Below are 16878 nucleotides of genomic sequence, written 5' to 3'. Positions count from 1 at the left end.
ACCATCTAGGCAGCCGTGCAGATACCTGGAGTTTTCAAGAAGATCGACCCGCGGCGGCGCCGGTCCCGGGTCAACCCCGACGGCACCATGTCGCTGGTCGAGCACCTCACCGAACTGCGCGGCCGGCTTCTGATCTCGGCGTTCGCTGTCGTCGTGACGACCATTCTGGGCTTCCTGTGGTACAGCCACGGGGTCTTCGGGATGCCGAGCCTCGGCGACTGGCTACGTGGCCCGTACTGCGAACTGCCAGAGTCCGCGCGCGCCGACATCACCTCCGACGGCGCCTGCCGACTGCTCGCCACGTCCCCGTTCGACCAGTTCATGCTGAGGCTGAAGGTCGGTCTGACCGCGGGCATCGTGCTGGCCTGTCCGGTGTGGCTCTACCAGCTGTGGGCGTTCATCACCCCGGGGTTGTACGCCAAGGAGCGGCGATTCGCGGTCGTCTTCGTCGCTGTCGGCGCCGCCTTATTCATGGCGGGCGCAGTGCTGGCGTACACGGTGCTGGCTACGGCGCTGGGCTTCCTGCTGACCGTCGGCAGTGACGTGCAGGTCACCGCGCTGTCCGGTGACCAGTATTTCGGCTTCTTGATCAACCTGCTGTTGGTGTTCGGCTTCAGCTTCGAGTTCCCGTTGCTGATCATCATGCTCAACCTCGTGGGGGTGCTGCCCTACGAGCGACTCAAGGCGTGGCGGCGGGGCCTGATCATGGGCCTGTTCGTCTTCGCCGCGTTCTTCACCCCCGGCTCCGACCCGTTCTCCATGCTGGCGCTCGCGCTGGCGCTGACGCTGCTGCTGGAGGTGGCGATCCAGGTCGCGCGGTTCAGCGACAAACGCAAGGCGAAGCGAGCCGCGCTGGCCACGGTGCCCGACGACGAAGCGGCCCCGATCGGCGCGGCGGAGACGATCGAGGCGCCGTCGGCCGTGCCCACACCGTCGCGACTCGCGGTCGATGACTTCGATGATCAAGCAACCTGACGGCGGCGAGGGACCTGTCGATCTCGCCGACTTCACCGCGCAACTGCCGTTCGCGCTGGACCCGTTTCAACGGCGCGCCTGCGAGGCGCTGGCCCAGGGGCACGGGGTGCTGGTGTGCGCGCCGACCGGTGCAGGCAAGACCGTGGTCGGAGAGTTCGCGGTGCATCTGGCGCTGGCCGCCGGACGCAAATGCTTCTACACCACGCCGATCAAGGCGCTGAGCAACCAGAAGCACAGCGATCTGGTGCGCCGCTACGGCGCTCAGCGCATCGGCCTGCTCACCGGAGATCAGGCCATCAACGGCGACGCCGACGTCGTGGTGATGACCACCGAAGTGCTGCGCAATATGCTCTACGCCGATTCCCCGGCGCTGCAAGGGCTTTCCCACGTGGTGATGGACGAGGTGCACTTCCTGGCCGACCGTATGCGCGGCGCGGTGTGGGAGGAGGTCATCCTGCACCTGCCCGACGACGTGCGCCTGGTCAGCCTGTCGGCGACGGTCAGCAACGCCGAGGAGTTCGGCGGCTGGATCCAGACGGTGCGCGGCGACACCACCGTCGTCGTCGACGAACACCGCCCGGTGCCGCTGTGGCAGCACGTGATGGTCGGGCGACGCTTGCTCGATCTGTTCGACTACCGCGCCGCCACCGCGGCGAAGGGTGGGCGTGACCTGCTGGTCGATCCCGAGCTGTTGCGCCACATCGCCCACCGGCGCGAAGCCGAACGGCTGGCCGACTGGCAACCCCGCGGACGTGGGCGACCGGGGCGACCCGGCCTGTACCGGGTGCCGAGCCGTCCCGAGGTGATCGGGGTACTCGACGAGGCCGGTCTGCTGCCGGCCATCACGTTCATCTTCTCGCGGGTGGGCTGCGACGCCGCGGTCAAGCAGTGCCTGCGGTCACCGCTGCGGCTGACCACCGACGACGAGCGCAAACGGATCGCCGAGATCGTCGATCGCCGCACCGCAGACCTCAACGACGCCGACCTGGTGGTGCTCGATTTCCACCAGTGGCGCGAAGGCCTGCTGCGCGGCCTGGCCGCGCACCACGCCGGGATGTTGCCGACGTTCCGCCACACGGTCGAGGAACTGTTCACCGCCGGCCTGGTGAAGGCGGTGTTCGCCACCGAGACGCTGGCGCTGGGCATCAACATGCCTGCCCGCACGGTCGTGCTCGAGAGGCTGGTGAAGTACAACGGCGAACAGCACCTGCCGCTGACACCGGGGGAGTACACCCAGCTGACCGGTCGGGCCGGCCGACGCGGCATCGACGTCGAGGGACACGCGGTCGTGCTGTGGAATCCCAACGACAGCGCCGCCGATCCCGCCGAGGTCGCCGGGCTGGCATCGACACGCACATTCCCGCTGCGCAGCTCCTTCGCCCCCACCTACAACATGACGATCAACCTGGTGAACCAGATGGGCCCCGAGCAGGCCCACGAGCTGTTGGAGCGGTCGTTTGCGCAGTACCAGGCCGATCGGTCGGTGGTGTCGGTGGTTCGCGGGCTGCAGCGTGGCGAGCGCATGCTGGCCGACCTGGGCGCCCAGCTCGGCGGCACCGACTCGGCGATCCTGGATTATGTGCGGCTACGCGCACAGATCACGGCGCGCGAGCGGGCGCAGTCGCGCGCGTCGCGTCTGCAGCGTCGGCAGGCCGCCAACGACGCGCTGACCGCGCTGCGCCGCGGCGACATCATCGCGATCACGCACGGACGGCGGATCGGGGTGGCGGTGGTGCTCGAGCGTGCCCGAGAAGGCGACGACCCCCGCCCGCTGGTGCTGACCGAGCACCGCTGGGCCGGTCGTATCTCGTCGGCGGACTACCCCGGAGGCGGAAAACCGCTGGGCACCATGACACTTCCCAAACGCGTCGAGCACCGCAATCCCAAGGCGCGCCGGGATCTGGCCGCGGCGCTGCGATCGGCGGCGGCCGGTTTGCAACGTCCGTCTTCGCGGCACCGGGGTGGGTCCCCGGCCGAGCCCGACATCGACCCCGAGCTGGCCGCACTGCGCGACCGCATGCGGGCACACCGGGCACACAGCATGCCCGACCGTGAGGACAAAGCGCGCCTCGCCGAACGGTATCTGCGCATCGAGCGGGACAACGAGCAGCTGCGCACCAAGATCGCGGCGGCCACCAACTCACTTGCCAACACCTTCGACCGCATCGTGGTGCTGCTCACCGAGCGCGGCTACATCACCGACAACACCGAAGCTCCCCGCGGCCATGAAGCCCCGGGACAACCGGGGGACCACGGGGCCGCCGAAGTGCCTGACACCGCCGCTGCTTCTCCTGCGGTCACCGACGACGGGCGGCTGCTCGCCCGGATCTACAGCGAGAGCGATCTGCTCGTCGCCGAGTGCTTGCGCGCCGGGGTGTGGGAGGGGCTCGACGCCGCCGAACTGGCCGCCGCGCTGTCGTCGGTGCTCTACGAATCCCGTCGCGACGCCTACAGCGCGCCCGACGGTGCGGACATCCCGACCGGCGCGCTGCGCCGCGCGCTGAACCAGACCAGACGGCTGTGGTCCGAACTGCGCACCGACGAACAACGTCACCGCCTGCCCCAGAGCCGCGAACCCGACGACGGATTCGTCACGGCCGTCTACCGCTGGGCCAGCACCGGCGACCTGGCCGCCACGCTCGCCGCCAGCGACACGGCGGGGAACGGGACATCCATGCCGGCGGGCGATTTCGTGAGATGGTGCCGACAGGTACTGGACTTGGCCGATCAGGTCCGCAACGCGGCGCCCTCGCCCGCGCTGCGGGCCACCGCGAAACGCGCGATCAACGACGTTCGGCGCGGCGTCGTAGCTGTTGACGCCGGGTAGGGTGGGGTGCCGGCAAGCCGTACCGACAGCACATCGCCGGGAGGACCGAGGAGAGACATGAGCGGACCGCAGGGATCTGACCCCACTCAGCCGTGGCAGGGCCAGCAGCCCGAGCAGGGCGCTGACCAGCCGACCGGCGAGGCCGCGAACCAGGGCTGGCAGCCGCCGAGCGGTTCGGAGCAGGCCCCCGGTTCCGACCAGTGGCAGCCGCCGGCCTATACGCCGCAGCAGTACCCGCAGTACCAGCAGCCCCCGGCCTATCCGCCGCAGCAGTACCCCGGCGCCGAGCAGTACGGGCAGCAGCAGCCCGACTACTCGGGCGGTTACCCGCCGCCGGGCCAGTACGGGCAGCCCGGTGCGTACGGCCAGCAGTACGGACAGCCACCGGGATACGGGCAGCAGCCGGGCCAGTACGGCCAGCAACCCGGTCAGTTCGGTCAGCAGCCCGGCCAATACGGGCAGTATCCCGGCGGCGGCTATCCCGCACCCGGATCGGAGGACGGCTCCAAGCGGTCGCTGGCGGTGATCGGCGGTGTGGTCGGCGTTTTCGTCGCGATCGTGGTGGCGGTGGTGCTGGTGCTCGGCTTCTGGACCCCGGGCTTCTTCGTCACCACCAAGCTGGACATCGACTCCGCGCAGACCGGCGTGCAGCAGATCCTGACCGACGAGACCAACGGCTACGGTGCCCAGAACGTCAGTAACGTCAGCTGCAACAACGGCGTGAACCCGACCGTCCGCCAGGGCGACACGTTCACCTGCGAAGTCAGCATCGACGGCACCAAACGTCAGGTCACGGTCACGTTCACCGACAACGACGGCACCTACGAAGTCGGTCGGCCCCGGTAGCGGGTCACCCCGGTAGCGCGTCCAGCGCGCTCTGCAGCCGTCCGATCGACGACGACACGCCGAAGCGTTCGGCGAGTTCGGCGACGTCGGTGGGTCGGCGAGCGGCCAGGGGCAATGCGTCGGAGTCGGTGGAGAACGTCACTTTCGCGTCGGTCGCGACCCGCACCACGGGAGTGGCGTTCTCGATGTAGTCGACCGAGCTCAGCAGCTTGGAGCGGTGCGCCTTCGACAGCGACGATTTCGGATCGGCCGCCGCGGCCATGATCGCGTCGAGTGAACCATGCTGCGTCAGCAGGGTCGCGGCGGTCTTCTCGCCGATGCCCGCCACGCCCGGCAGCCCGTCGGACGGATCGCCGCGCAGCAGTGCCAGCTCGGCGTAGGCGGGCCCGGCGCGGTCGACCGGCACCCCGTAGGTTTCGGCGACCTCCCGGGGACCGTAGGTGATCGCCTTGGCCAGGCCGCGTCCCAGGTAGAGCACCCGTACCGGCACCGGCTCGTCGCGCACCAGCTGCAACAGGTCGCGGTCGCCGCTGACGACCACCACGGGGTCGCGCCGCTCCCGTTCGGCCAGGGTGCCCAGCACGTCGTCGGCCTCGCAGTGCGCGGCGCCGGCGGTGGCGATGCCGAATGCGTCCAGAATCTCGAAGATCATGTCGACCTGCGGGGTCAGCTCGTCGGGCACTTCCTCGGCATCGGGTTCCTCGCCGGTGCTCTCCTGTGCCACGCGGTGCGCCTTGTAGGACGGGATCTTCTCCACTCGCCACTGCGGCCGCCAGTCGTCGTCACGGCACACGACCAACCGGTGCGGGCGTTCGCGGGTGATCAGCGTCGCGACGGCGTCGAGGAAGCCGCGCAGCGCGTTGACGGGCCTGCCGTCGGGAGCGGTGATCGAGGACGGCACACCGAAGTACGAGCGGAACCACATGCTGGCACCGTCGAGCAGCAGCAGGGGACCGGTGGTCGAAGTCATGGTGTCATCCTGCCGTAGGGGGAAACGTAACCTGGAAGGCATGACGACGAGCCGCTTCAGCAGCGACGTGTACGCACAACGGCTGGCCGCCGCGGCCCGCGCGACCGCCGAGGCAGGCTTGGCCGGCCTGGTCATCACCCCCGGTTACGACCTGCGCTATCTGGTCGGCTCACGGGCCCAGACGTTCGAGCGGCTCACTGCCCTCGTCGTGCCGGCGGCCGGCGATCCGACGATGATCGTTCCCCGGTTGGAGCTTGCCGCGATGAAGGAGTCGGCGGTCGGTGAGCTGGGAATCGCGCTGCGCGACTGGGTCGACGGCGACGACCCCTATGCGTTGGTGGCGGCGGCGCTGGGTGAAAACACTCTCGCTGGGGAGTCTGCGCCGCTCGCGGTCGCTGGGGAGTCTGCGCCGCTCGCGGTCGCGGTCACCGACTCGATGCCCGCGCTGCATCTGCTGCCGATGGCCGACACGCTCGGCGTGGTCCCCGTGCTGGCCACCGATGTGCTGCGCACGCTGCGGATGATCAAGGACGCCGCCGAGGTCGAGGCGCTGCGCAAGGCCGGTGAGGCGATCGACCGTGTCCATGCCCGGGTGCCGCAGTTCCTGGTGCCTGGGCGCACCGAAGCCGACGTCGCCGCGGACATCGCTGAAGCCATTGTCGCCGAAGGGCATTCAGAGGTCGCCTTCATCATCGTCGGATCCGGGCCACACGGCGCCGACCCGCACCACGAGTGCTCGGACCGCGAATTGCGCTCCGGTGACATCGTGGTCGTCGACATCGGCGGTCCCTACGAGCCGGGCTACAACTCCGACTCGACCCGCACCTACAGCATCGGCGAACCGGACCCCGACATCGCCCGCCGCTACGCGGTGCTGCAGCGGGCGCAGCGCGCCGCGGTCGAGGCGGTGCGGCCCGGTGTGACCGCCGAGCAGATCGACGCCGCCGCGCGCGATGTCCTGGCCGCCGAGGGGCTCGCGGAGGCGTTCGTCCACCGCACCGGGCACGGCATCGGCCTGTCGGTCCACGAGGAGCCCTACATCGTGGCCGGCAACCGACTGGAACTACAGGAGGGCATGGCGTTCTCGGTGGAGCCGGGAATCTACTTTCCGGGCGAGTGGGGCGCACGCATCGAGGACATCGTCATCGTCACCGCCGACGGAGCAGAGTCGGTGAACAACCGGCCGCACGACCTGGTGGTCGTGCCGGCTTCCTGAGCGCGGCTCAGTCCTCACCGCGGTCGAGCAGGCTCGACGAACCCAGCACCCGCTCGACCCGCACCTCGATCACCACCCGCTTGGGGTTGGGTCGCGGCGTGCGGTAGCGCTGCGCGTAGCGCAACTCGGCATCGCGGACGGCGTCGATGTCGGGGTTCACCGTCGCCTTGCCCTCCAGGGAGAGCCAGCGCGCGCCGTCGACCTGGCTGAGGACGGCCACCCCGCGCTGGTCGGCGTTGACAGCCTTCTGCGAGCCGCCGGTGGTGATGACACGCGCGATGTGGGTCTTGGGATCGAAGGTGAAGCCGACCGCGACCACGTGCGGCGACTGGTCCGACCGCAAGGTGGTCAGCATCGCCAGATGCCGCTCGGTGAGGAATGCGAGCGCGTCGTTGGTGAGCCGTGTCGTTGCCTTCGCCATCGGGTCCACGCTAGCGCAGGTGATAATCGCTGCCATGACAGACACGGCGGACGAGTCGAGCGCCCGACGCGAGGTGGTCGTGATTTTCGGTGGACGCAGCGAGATCGGCATCGAGGTCGCCCGGCGGCTCGCGTCCGGTGCGACCGTGGTGCTGGCTGCGCGCCGCCCCGAGGATCTCGCGGCCGAGCGTGGCATCGTCGAGCAGGCCGGCGCCGCGGCGGTGCATGTGGTGGCCTTCGACGCCGACGACCTCAGCGCCCATCCCGGTGTGGTCGACAGCATCGTCGCCGAGCACGGGCCGATCACCACCGCGGTTGTCGCGTTCGGGATCCTCGGTGATCAAGCCCTCGCCGAGAAGGACGCGGCCCATGCGGCAGCGATCGCCCACACCGACTACGTGGCGCAGGTCAGCCTGCTGACCGTGCTGGTCGATGCCATGCGTGCTGCACGCGCCGGGCAGATCGTGGCGTTCTCGTCGATCGCGGGAGTGCGGGTACGCCGGGCCAACTACGTCTACGGTTCGGCCAAAGCGGGCCTGGACGGTTTCTGCAGCGGCCTGTCGGACGCGCTGCACGGCAGCGGGGTCCGGCTTCTGCTCGTGCGGCCCGGTTTCGTCGTGGGCCGGATGACGCAGGGGATGGCGCCGGCGCCGTTGTCGAGCACCCCGGCGCAGGTGGCCGAGGCCACGGTGTCGGCACTGCAGAAACGACGCTCGACGGTGTGGGTGCCCCACTCGCTGGCGGTGTTGGCGCTGGGGTTCCGGATGATGCCGAGGTCGATGTGGCGCAGGTTGAGACGATGATCGTCGTCGTCGGGATCGGCGCCGACGGCATGGCCGGGCTGGCGCCGGCCGCGCGCGCCGAGTTGGCCCGCGCCACCGTTGTGCACGGGTCGCCCCGCCAACTCGAGTTGCTCGACGACACCGTCTCGGCGCCGCGACGTCCGTGGCCGTCGCCGATGCTGCCCGCGCTGCGCACTCTGCTCGACGACGCCGACGGCGACGTCCACGTGGTTGCCAGCGGCGATCCGCTGATGCACGGGGTCGGAGGATCGCTGATCCGCCTGTACGGTCCGGACCGGGTCATGGTGCTGCCGCATGTTTCGTCGGTCACGCTCGCCTGTTCGCGGGTCGGCTGGCCGGTGCAGGACACCGAGATCATCAGTCTGGTGACCGCGCCCACCCATACCGCGGTGCGCCGCGGCGGGCGGGCGGTCGTGTTGTCGCGCGACGCGTCGACACCGGCCGAGTTGGCACGGCTGCTCGCCGACACCGGGCGGGGCGATTCCGAGTTGACCGTTCTCGAACAGCTCGGCGGACCAAAGGAACTGCGTCGCTCGTCCACCGCGCGCGAGTGGGCGGCCCGGCCGCCCGGTGGCGTCGACGACCTCAACGTGATGGCGGTGCGCTACCTGCCCGACGCGCGCCGGTTCGCGGCTCTGCCCGACGACGCGTTCGCCCACGACGGCCAGATCACCAAGCAGATGATGCGGGCCACGACCCTCGCTGCGCTGGCACCCCGGCCCGGTGAGCTGTTGTGGGACGTCGGGGCGGGGTCGGGCAGCGTGTCGGTCGAGTGGTGTCTGGCCGGACCGGGTTGCCGGGCTCTGGCATTCGAACGTGACGAGGCGCGTCGCACCCGGATCGCCCGCAACGCCACGGCATTCGGGGTTGCTGTCGAGGCGACGTCCGCCGCCCCCGAGGCCTTCGAGTCCCATCGGTCGCCGGACGCGGTCTTCGTCGGCGGCGGCGTGAGCCTGCCCGGTCTCATCGACGCCTGCTGGGATCGGTTGGGGCCGGGGGGCCGACTCGTCGCCAATGCCGTCACCGCTGAATCAGAAGCGGTTCTGGTGCAACAGTATTCGCGGCTGGGCGGCGAGCTGCGCCGCTACCAGCACTACCGCGGGGAACCGGTGGGGTCGTTCACCGGGTGGCGGCCGGCCATGCCGGTGACGCAGTGGGCGGCGGTCAAGCCCGATACGACCTGACGAGTTCGATCGCGTCGAGTTCGCGGATCGCCCGGCAGCCCCGGTGCAGCATCGTCAGGATCATCTCGTCGCCGCGTTCGGTCGACGCCGCGAACGCATAGCCCAGCGTGGTCAACAGCGGCGCCTGCAGCACGCCGAGACGATAGTCCTGCCAACAGGTCTGCAGATCGTAGTCGGGCACCCCGTAGCCGACCAGTGCGCGGTGATAACGCTCGACGAGGTCTCGTTCCAGTCCGGCGCGGTCGTCTGGTGGCAGGCTGGTGGCGGCGAAGTAGGCCAGATCGCGGGCGGGCAGGCCCAATCCGATGGTCTGCCAGTCCACGACGGTGACGCGGGTGCGTTGTGGGTCGAACAGCAGGTTGTCCAAGCGGTAGTCGCCGTGCATCAGCGAGAAGCGCTCCGGTTCTGCCATCAGCCACGGGGTCACCAGTCCCATCGCGGTGGTCAACGCGAGGCGGTCGTCGTCGCTGACCCTGCCGCCCAGTTTGTCCAGGGTGATGTCGGCGGCCATCACCGCCACATCACCGAGGCCCTTGGCCGCCTCGGCATCGCCCGGTTTGGGCATCACGATCGACGGCAGATCGAACCAGCGCCGATCACCCCAACTCGGTCCGTGCAGTCCGGCCAGCGCCTCCACGGCGAGCGCGGCCTCATCGGTCGTACACCCGGCGATCTGGTCTCCTTGCACCGCCGGGGCCATGTCGGCCATCAGCAGCACGAAATCTGCTCCGTCGGAGGAGATCTCGCTGTGGAAGCAGCCGGGCACCGGAACGGCCACCTGGGTGGTGACGGTCGAGTAGAACTCGACCTCGGAGAGGTAGCCCAGTGCCACGCGTTCACGTACGGCGTCGTCCTGGGCGGGCAGCTTGACCGCGAACGTGGCCGGCGCGTCGCCGGGGTCGCCGGCATAGGTCGCCGCGACGCGGTAGGTCGCGCCCGTCTGTCCGGTGCCGATGGCGGTCACCTCCACGCTCGTCACGGAGGTGCCCAGCACCCCGCCCAGCCAGTCGGCCGTGAGGTCTTCGGGTTTGCGGGGGATCGTCATGATGGCGCCTTTCGCTGTCCGATGACGTGGCCGTAGAGGGTGCCCAGCCAGAGCGCTTCCGCACCGTCGACGAGCTGGTCCCGGGTCAGCCGCCCGCCGATGGTGTAGCGCTCGAGCAGGCGGTCGTTGAATTCCAGCAGCAGCACGGCCAGCACATCGGTCGGCGGACCGTCCGCAGCGCGCCCCTCGGCCCGCTCGGCGGCGATCATCGCGGACAGTTCGGGGATGAACGAGTCACGGGCGTCGTCCCAGACGCGGCGGATCGCCGGGTTGGTCGCGCGGGCCTCGAGCATCGCCTCGAGCAGGTAACGATGTTGGTCGACGGTGTCGAGCAGCGCGTCGAGCATGGCTCGGATCCGCTCTCTGGGCGGGCGGGTGGTGGCGGTCAGGATGCTGCTGGCCAGGAACCCGTCGTCGTACATGGGTTCCAGCAGCGCGGCGACGGCGGCCGCCTTGTTCTCGAAGTAGAAGTAGAACGCCGAGCGGGTCACCCCTGCGCGACGCGTGACGTCGGCGATGTTGATGCCGTCGAATCCCTCTTCACGCAGGTGATGGTCGAGTGATTCCAGGATGGCGTTGCGGCGCAGGTCGCTCTTCTGCGGCTGGCGGCGGTCGGTCGCCGACCGGACCGGTAGTCCTCGCTGCACGCAGCGCCTTCCGTTCGAGAGCCCGTGACGCGCGACAGTAACGCGGAGTTCTGACGAGTGTCAACGATGGACGACGTCTGTCAGTGCGGTTGGCGGCGCGGGGTCATTCGACGTCGGTGGCGATCGCGTTGACCGCCGCGGCCGCCATCGCGCTGCCGCCGCGCCGGCCCGTGACCATCAGGTACGACAGTCCGCGGGGGTTGTCGATCAGTTCCTGCTTGGACTGCGCAGAGCCGACGAACCCGACCGGGCCACCCAACACCGCCGCCGGAACCGGCGCGCCGTCGTCGAGGAGTTCGAGCAGGCGGAACAGTGCGGTCGGCGCATTGCCGATGGCCACCACGGCGTCACCCATCCGGTCGGCCCACAGGTCGACGGCGGCCGCCGACCGGGTGGTGCCCAACTGGGCGGCCATCTCGGGTGCGCGCGAATCGGCCACCAGCGACACCACCTCGTTGTCGGCGGGCAGCCGCGAGCGGGTGATCCCGGCCGCCACCATCGACGAATCGCACAGGATCGGCGCGCCGGCGGCAAGGGCCGCATGGGTGCGGGTCACCACGTCCGGGGTGAACACGACATGGTCGGCGACGTCGACCTGTCCGCAGGTGTGGATCAGCCGCACGACCACCCGCGAGACATCGTCCGGGAAGCGGGCCAGATCGGCTTCGGCCCTGATCGTCGCGAACGACTGCCGGTAGATCTCGGCCGCGTCACGGATGTAGTCGAGCACCCGCTCACCCTACGGGTGGGCATCCCGCACCCGGTAGCCGTCTCCGGTCGCGACGAGCACCTGACCTTCAGCGGGGCTACCGCAGGCACGGTCACATCCGACGAAGTGCCGGTGCGTCTCGGCCGCGGGGGATGCCGCCAGTGCGGCGGCGGCGTCGGCGCGCACGTCGGCGGCCGAGTGCGCGCACCCGGGGCTGCCTGTGCATGCCGAGACCGCCAGCCACGGCGAGTTCTCGTCGAACACCAGGCCGAGCGGGGCGAGCACGCGAAGGGCCACGTCGGCGGTGTCCTCGTCGAGGTCGAACAACAACACCGAACGCCAGGGTGTGACGACCATCGGCGCGGTGACCGCAGCGAGGTAGCGGGCCACCTCGGCGTCGAGCACGCCGAGCGGAACCGCCGCGCCCAGGGTTGTCCGGCCATCGGCCTGGGGGAGCCAGCCCACCGGCGGCCGGGTGGTCACCGGCCACGTGGCACCGGCGGCGCTCGACGGCGCACACCCGTCGAGCAGGACCTCCGGATCGGCGAGTTCGGCGACCCGCCAACATTTTCCGCGCACATCGAGGAAGCGGTGGGCGACGGCGAGCAGGGTGTCGACCGCGTCGTCGGTGTCGATGCGCACACCGGTGTCGCGACCGGCGAGAAGAAGCGCCGCGCGCCGCTCGTCGACGAGGTGCACGCCCGCATCGGCGCTCAGCCCGGAGACGTCACCGCGGCCGTCGTCGATGCTGAACAGGAAACGGCCGGGCAGGTCGACGATCCGGTCGTCACGCAGCACCGCGGCGTCCAACGCCGCCGTCACCGCGCGGACGTCGGCGACACCGCCGAGGCGGCCCGACAGTGGCGACGCGACGATGTTGCGCACCCGCTCGTGCCGCGCTGACGGCAACAGCCCTGCCGCGCGCAGCCTGTCGGCGACGGCTGCGGCGTCGCTGACGGCGCGGATCTGGATGTTGCCCCGCGAGGTCAGTTCCAGGTCAGGTGCTCCGAACTCCTTCGCCGCGAGCGCGACGGCCTCCAGCTGGGCGGCGTCGATCAACCCTCCGGGCAGCCGAATCCGGACGAGCTGCCCGTCGGCGGCCGAGTGGGTCTGGAGTGCGCCGGGACAGGCGTCGTTCTCGCGTTGCCGCACCATCTGACCACGGTACCCAGCGCGGATCAGTGATCTCGGTCACATCGGGGCTGCGCTGCTCCGTCCAGCACAAAGGCGTCAATCGCGCCGATCTCAGCGGTACGGTCCGCTTACTGAACCCGTGTTGAACAACGGGAACGACGAAGGGAACGGCGATGTTCGCACTCCTCATGTTCGCGGCGGTCATCCTTCTGCTCGCGGCGCTGATCGGAAACCCGTATCAGCAGACCTGGTACAGCCGCTGGAATCCGCGCCGCTGAGCCTGCCGCGCGGACGTCTGCGCGGCCGCCGCCGGCGCGTGTGCGGTACGAATGGGGGGTGACCGTGCCTTCTGCCGCCGCGCCGACCCCTACCGTCTTGCTGCTGTCGACGTCCGACACGGATCTCATCACCGCCCGCGCGAGCGCCGCCGGATACCGCTGGGCCAACCCGTCCCGTCTCGTCGAGGGCGAGCTGGCGGAGTTGCTGGAGTCCGCCGACGTCGTCGTGGTCCGGATCCTCGGGGGCTACCGGGCATGGGAAGACGGCATCGACGCGGTGGCGGCCAGCGGCGTGCCCGCCGTCGTGGTCAGCGGGGAGCAGGCGCCCGACGCTGAGCTGATGAAGCACTCGACGGTGCCGGCCGGAGTGGCGCTGCAAGCCCACGTCTACCTCGCCCAAGGCGGTGTGGCGAACCTGAAGAACCTGTACGCCTTCCTCTCCGACACCCTGCTGATGACCGGATTCGGCTTCGCCGAACCGCAGAGCACCCCGCGCTGGGGTTTGCTGGAGCGCACCGGCGCCCGGCGCGACGGCCCCACCGTCGCAGTGTTGTACTACCGGGCCCAGCACCTGGCCGGAAACACCGGCTACATCGAAGCGTTGTGCGAGGCGATCGAGAACGCCGGCGGTAATCCGTTGCCGGTGTTCTGCGCGTCCCTGCGCACCGCCGACGAGGACCTGATCGAACTGTTGGGTTCTGCCGACGCGATGATCACCACCGTGCTGGCCGCCGGCGGCGCCACCCCGGCGGCGGTGGGCGCCGGTGGCACCGACGACGCGTGGAACGTGGCACACCTCGCCGCGCTGGACATGCCGATCCTGCAGGGGTTGTGCCTGACCAGCTCGCGCGCCCAGTGGGACGACAATGACGACGGGCTCTCGCCCCTCGACGTCGCCACCCAGGTCGCGGTCCCCGAGTTCGACGGGCGCCTCATCACGGTTCCGTTCTCGTTCAAGGAGATCGACGACGAGGGACTCATTTCCTACGTCGCCGACCCCGAACGCTGCGCCCGGGTCGCCGGCCTGGCGGTGCGGCACGCCCGGCTCCGCTCGGTGCCCACGTCCGAGAAACGCGTCGGCGTCGTGTTCTCGGCGTACCCCACCAAGCACTCCCGCATCGGAAACGCGGTCGGGCTGGACACCCCGGCCAGCGCGATCGCGCTGCTGCGGGCCATGCGCGAGCACGGCTATGACGTCGGGGACGAGTCCGGCCTCGAAGCAGGCGACTCCGGTACGACTGTCACCTCCGGCGACCTGAGCACGATTCTCGCCTCCGGCGATGGTGACGCGCTGATGCACGCCCTGATCGAGCGCGGCGGGCAGGACCCCGAATGGCTCACCGAAGGTCAGCTGGCCGGAAATCCGATCCGCGTGTCGGCGCGGGATTACCGGGCCTGGTTCGCCACGCTGCCCAGCGCCATCGCCGACGCCGTCGTCGAACACTGGGGGCCGCCGCCCGGTGACCTGTACGTGGACCGTAGCGCCGACCCCGACGGTGAGATCGTCATCGCCGCGATGCGGTCGGGCAACGTGGTGCTGATGGTGCAGCCGCCCCGCGGATTCGGCGAGAACCCGGTCGCCATCTACCACGACCCCGATCTGCCGCCCAGCCACCACTACCTGGCCGCCTACCGCTGGCTCGCCGGCGAGTTCGACGGCTCGTTCGGTGCGGACGCGCTGGTGCATCTGGGTAAACACGGCAACCTGGAATGGCTGCCGGGAAAGACGCTGGGAATGTCAGCGGCCTGCGGAACCGACGCAGCGCTCGGCGACCTGCCGCTGATCTACCCGTTCCTGGTCAACGACCCCGGCGAGGGCACCCAGGCCAAGCGGCGTGCCCACGCCACGCTGATCGATCACCTCATCCCGCCGATGGCGCGCGCCGAGACCTACGGCGACATCGCCCGGCTGGAACAACTTCTCGACGAGCACGCCAACATCTCGGCGCTCGATCCGGGCAAGCTGCCCGCGATCCGACAGCAGATCTGGACGTTGATGCGGGCCGCCAAGATGGACCACGACCTGGGGCTCGAGGACCGCCCCGACGAGGATTCCTTCGACGACATGCTCCTGCACGTCGACGGGTGGCTGTGCGAGATCAAGGATGTCCAGATCCGCGACGGCCTGCACATTCTCGGGTCGGCGCCCGCTGGGGAGAGCGAGCTGGACCTGGTGCTGGCGATTCTGCGCGCCCGCCAGCTCTTCGGCGGTGAACAGACGGTACCGGGTTTGCGGCAGGCGCTGGGTTTGCGTGAGGACGGCCACGACGACCGCGCCGCTGTCGATACCGCCGAACACCAGGCGCGTGAACTCGTTGCGGCACTCCAGAACAACGGTTGGGACGCCGGCATCGTCGATGCACTGACCGACAACACCGACGTGGCCGCGATCCTGCAATTCGCAGCCGGCGAGGTCGTGCCCCGGCTGGCGGGCACTGCCGATGAGATCGACCAGGTCCTCCGGGCTCTGGACGGTCGGTTCATCCCCGCCGGGCCGTCCGGTTCCCCGCTGCGCGGCCTGGTCAACGTGCTGCCGACCGGGCGCAACTTCTACTCGGTGGATCCCAAAGCGGTGCCGTCCCGACTGGCCTGGGAAACCGGGCAGGCGATGGCGGATTCGCTGTTGCAGCGTTACCGCGACGACCATGGCCGCTGGCCGCAGTCGGTCGGGTTGTCGGTCTGGGGCACCTCGGCGATGCGCACTGCCGGTGACGACATCGCCGAAGTCTTTGCGCTGCTGGGTGTCCGGCCGATCTGGGACGATGCGTCGCGCCGTGTGGTCGACCTCGAACCGATGACGCCGGCCGAGCTCGGCCGGCCACGCATCGACGTCACCGTCCGGATCTCGGGCTTTTTCCGGGATGCCTTCCCGCACGTCGTCGCGATGCTCGATGACGCGGTGCGTCTCGTCGCCGACCTCGACGAGCCGGCCGAGGACAACTTCGTGCGCGCTCACGCGCAGGCGGATCTGTCCGAGCACGGCGACCAACGGCGAGCCACGACAAGGATTTTCGGTTCCAAGCCGGGGACGTACGGGGCGGGACTGCTGCAACTGATCGACAGCAGGAACTGGCGTGACGATGCCGACCTGGCCGAGGTGTACACGGCCTGGGGCGGATTCGCCTATGGCCGCGGACTCGACGGGTGCGCCGCCACCGACGACATGAACCGCGCCTACCGGCGCATCGCGGTGGCGGCGAAGAACACCGACACCCGCGAGCACGACATCGCCGATTCCGACGACTACTTCCAGTACCACGGCGGCATGGTCGCCACCGTGCGGGCGTTGACCGGTAAGGCCCCGGCGGCGTACATCGGCGACAACACCCGGCCTGAGTCGGTACGCACCCGCACCCTTTCGGAGGAGACCACCCGGGTGTTCCGGGCGCGGGTGGTCAATCCGCGCTGGATGACCGCGATGCGCCGGCACGGTTACAAGGGCGCCTTCGAGATGGCGGCCACCGTCGACTATCTGTTCGGCTACGACGCCACTGCCGGCGTGATGGCCGACTGGATGTACGAACAGCTGTCGGCGAGCTACGTCCTCGACGAGGAGAACCGCAAGTTCCTCTCCGAGTCCAACCCGTGGGCGCTGCATGGCATGGCCGAGAGGTTGCTCGAAGCCGCCGGTCGCGGGATGTGGGCGGCGCCGGAACAAGCCACGCTGGACGGCCTGCGCCAGGTCATGCTCGAGACCGAGGGCGATCTGGAGGGCTGAGCCACCGGTTTCGGTGGCGGGGTCCTCGCCGGGGACCGAGCCAGGCCATGCTCACACGAATCTCACCCGGAACCTGCTCAACGATTCTTGAGTTCCTAAGGGATGT

13 protein-coding genes are annotated in these 16878 nt (G+C 69.7%); 7 read left to right on the top strand and 6 right to left on the bottom strand.

Translation table 11 applies throughout. From position 1 onward, the window contains the following. Positions 1–15 precede the first annotated feature (15 nt). Genes tatC through J3476_RS00600 form a run of 3 tightly spaced genes read left to right on the top strand, consistent with a single transcriptional unit; the run spans position 16 to position 4648 of the window. Positions 16–975 carry a twin-arginine translocase subunit TatC gene (gene tatC / locus J3476_RS00610; protein ID WP_207064697.1) on the top strand — a complete coding sequence of 320 codons (960 nt, stop codon included), beginning with the start codon at positions 16–18 and terminating at the stop codon, positions 973–975. Beyond that, a complete protein-coding gene (locus J3476_RS00605) occupies positions 959–3802 on the top strand; it encodes an RNA helicase (protein ID WP_207064696.1) in 2844 nt (947 codons plus the stop codon). Before tatC ends, J3476_RS00605 begins: the two co-directional genes overlap by 17 nt. A 57-nt stretch (positions 3803–3859) precedes the next feature. Continuing rightward, the gene (locus J3476_RS00600) at positions 3860–4648 is read left to right on the top strand and encodes a DUF4333 domain-containing protein (RefSeq protein ID WP_207064695.1); all 789 of its coding nucleotides are present in this window, start codon (positions 3860–3862) and stop codon (positions 4646–4648) included. A 4-nt stretch (positions 4649–4652) separates the two neighbouring features. On the opposite strand, the gene J3476_RS00595 is transcribed toward J3476_RS00600, so the two are convergent. Beyond that, entirely contained in the window at positions 4653–5618 is a 966-nt protein-coding gene (locus J3476_RS00595; RefSeq protein ID WP_207064694.1) for a 5'-3' exonuclease, read from the bottom strand. A gap of 40 nt (positions 5619–5658) precedes the next feature. On the opposite strand from J3476_RS00595, the gene J3476_RS00590 reads away from it, so the two are divergent. Continuing rightward, entirely contained in the window at positions 5659–6834 is a 1176-nt protein-coding gene (locus tag J3476_RS00590; RefSeq protein WP_207064693.1) for a Xaa-Pro peptidase family protein, read from the top strand. A 7-nt stretch (positions 6835–6841) separates the two neighbouring features. On the opposite strand, the gene J3476_RS00585 is transcribed toward J3476_RS00590, so the two are convergent. After that, the gene (locus J3476_RS00585) at positions 6842–7255 is read right to left on the bottom strand and encodes a F420-dependent biliverdin reductase (protein WP_163676118.1); all 414 of its coding nucleotides are present in this window, start codon (positions 7253–7255) and stop codon (positions 6842–6844) included. Between the two features lie 34 nt (positions 7256–7289). On the opposite strand from J3476_RS00585, the gene J3476_RS00580 reads away from it, so the two are divergent. Together J3476_RS00580 and cbiE are read left to right on the top strand one after the other, a co-directional pair. Next, positions 7290–8057, top strand: coding sequence for an SDR family NAD(P)-dependent oxidoreductase (locus J3476_RS00580; RefSeq protein ID WP_207064692.1), 768 nt, complete (start codon positions 7290–7292; stop codon positions 8055–8057). Further along, complete coding sequence (cbiE, locus tag J3476_RS00575; RefSeq protein WP_207064737.1) at positions 8054–9241, top strand: precorrin-6y C5,15-methyltransferase (decarboxylating) subunit CbiE; 1188 nt, start codon at positions 8054–8056, stop codon at positions 9239–9241. Before J3476_RS00580 ends, cbiE begins: the two co-directional genes overlap by 4 nt. On the opposite strand, the gene J3476_RS00570 is transcribed toward cbiE, so the two are convergent. From J3476_RS00570 to cobG, 4 genes are all read right to left on the bottom strand, one after another. Next, positions 9222–10286: a phosphotransferase family protein gene (locus tag J3476_RS00570; RefSeq protein WP_207064691.1), complete on the bottom strand. Its 1065-nt coding sequence runs from the start codon at positions 10284–10286 to the stop codon at positions 9222–9224. The two genes, cbiE and J3476_RS00570, sit on opposite strands and share 20 nt — an antisense overlap. Continuing rightward, positions 10283–10933, bottom strand: coding sequence for a TetR/AcrR family transcriptional regulator (locus J3476_RS00565; RefSeq protein ID WP_207064690.1), 651 nt, complete (start codon positions 10931–10933; stop codon positions 10283–10285). Before J3476_RS00565 ends, J3476_RS00570 begins: the two co-directional genes overlap by 4 nt. A gap of 103 nt (positions 10934–11036) precedes the next feature. Next, a complete protein-coding gene (locus tag J3476_RS00560) occupies positions 11037–11663 on the bottom strand; it encodes a precorrin-8X methylmutase (protein WP_207064689.1) in 627 nt (208 codons plus the stop codon). 9 nt (positions 11664–11672) lie between these two features. After that, complete coding sequence (cobG, locus tag J3476_RS00555; protein WP_207064688.1) at positions 11673–12797, bottom strand: precorrin-3B synthase; 1125 nt, start codon at positions 12795–12797, stop codon at positions 11673–11675. A gap of 321 nt (positions 12798–13118) precedes the next feature. Between cobG and cobN the strand changes: the two genes are divergently transcribed. Then, positions 13119–16772 carry a cobaltochelatase subunit CobN gene (cobN, locus tag J3476_RS00550; RefSeq protein WP_286182467.1) on the top strand — a complete coding sequence of 1218 codons (3654 nt, stop codon included), beginning with the start codon at positions 13119–13121 and terminating at the stop codon, positions 16770–16772. Positions 16773–16878: the final 106 nt, after the last annotated feature.

The sequence above is a fragment of the Mycobacterium sp. PO1 genome, assembly GCF_017312405.1.
Classification (GTDB): domain Bacteria; phylum Actinomycetota; class Actinomycetes; order Mycobacteriales; family Mycobacteriaceae; genus Mycobacterium.
This window is presented reverse-complemented; position numbering and strand designations above follow the sequence as displayed.

Coding starts and splice junctions, on each gene's coding strand:
- J3476_RS00605 (WP_207064696.1), top strand. CDS start 959: ATGATCAAGCAACCTGACGGCGGCGAGGGACCTGTCGATCTCGCCGAC.
- J3476_RS00600 (WP_207064695.1), top strand. CDS start 3,860: ATGAGCGGACCGCAGGGATCTGACCCCACTCAGCCGTGGCAGGGCCAG.
- J3476_RS00595 (WP_207064694.1), bottom strand. CDS start 5,618: ATGACTTCGACCACCGGTCCCCTGCTGCTGCTCGACGGTGCCAGCATG.
- J3476_RS00590 (WP_207064693.1), top strand. CDS start 5,659: ATGACGACGAGCCGCTTCAGCAGCGACGTGTACGCACAACGGCTGGCC.
- J3476_RS00585 (WP_163676118.1), bottom strand. CDS start 7,255: ATGGCGAAGGCAACGACACGGCTCACCAACGACGCGCTCGCATTCCTC.
- J3476_RS00580 (WP_207064692.1), top strand. CDS start 7,290: ATGACAGACACGGCGGACGAGTCGAGCGCCCGACGCGAGGTGGTCGTG.
- cbiE (WP_207064737.1), top strand. CDS start 8,054: ATGATCGTCGTCGTCGGGATCGGCGCCGACGGCATGGCCGGGCTGGCG.
- J3476_RS00570 (WP_207064691.1), bottom strand. CDS start 10,286: ATGACGATCCCCCGCAAACCCGAAGACCTCACGGCCGACTGGCTGGGC.
- cobG (WP_207064688.1), bottom strand. CDS start 12,797: ATGGTGCGGCAACGCGAGAACGACGCCTGTCCCGGCGCACTCCAGACC.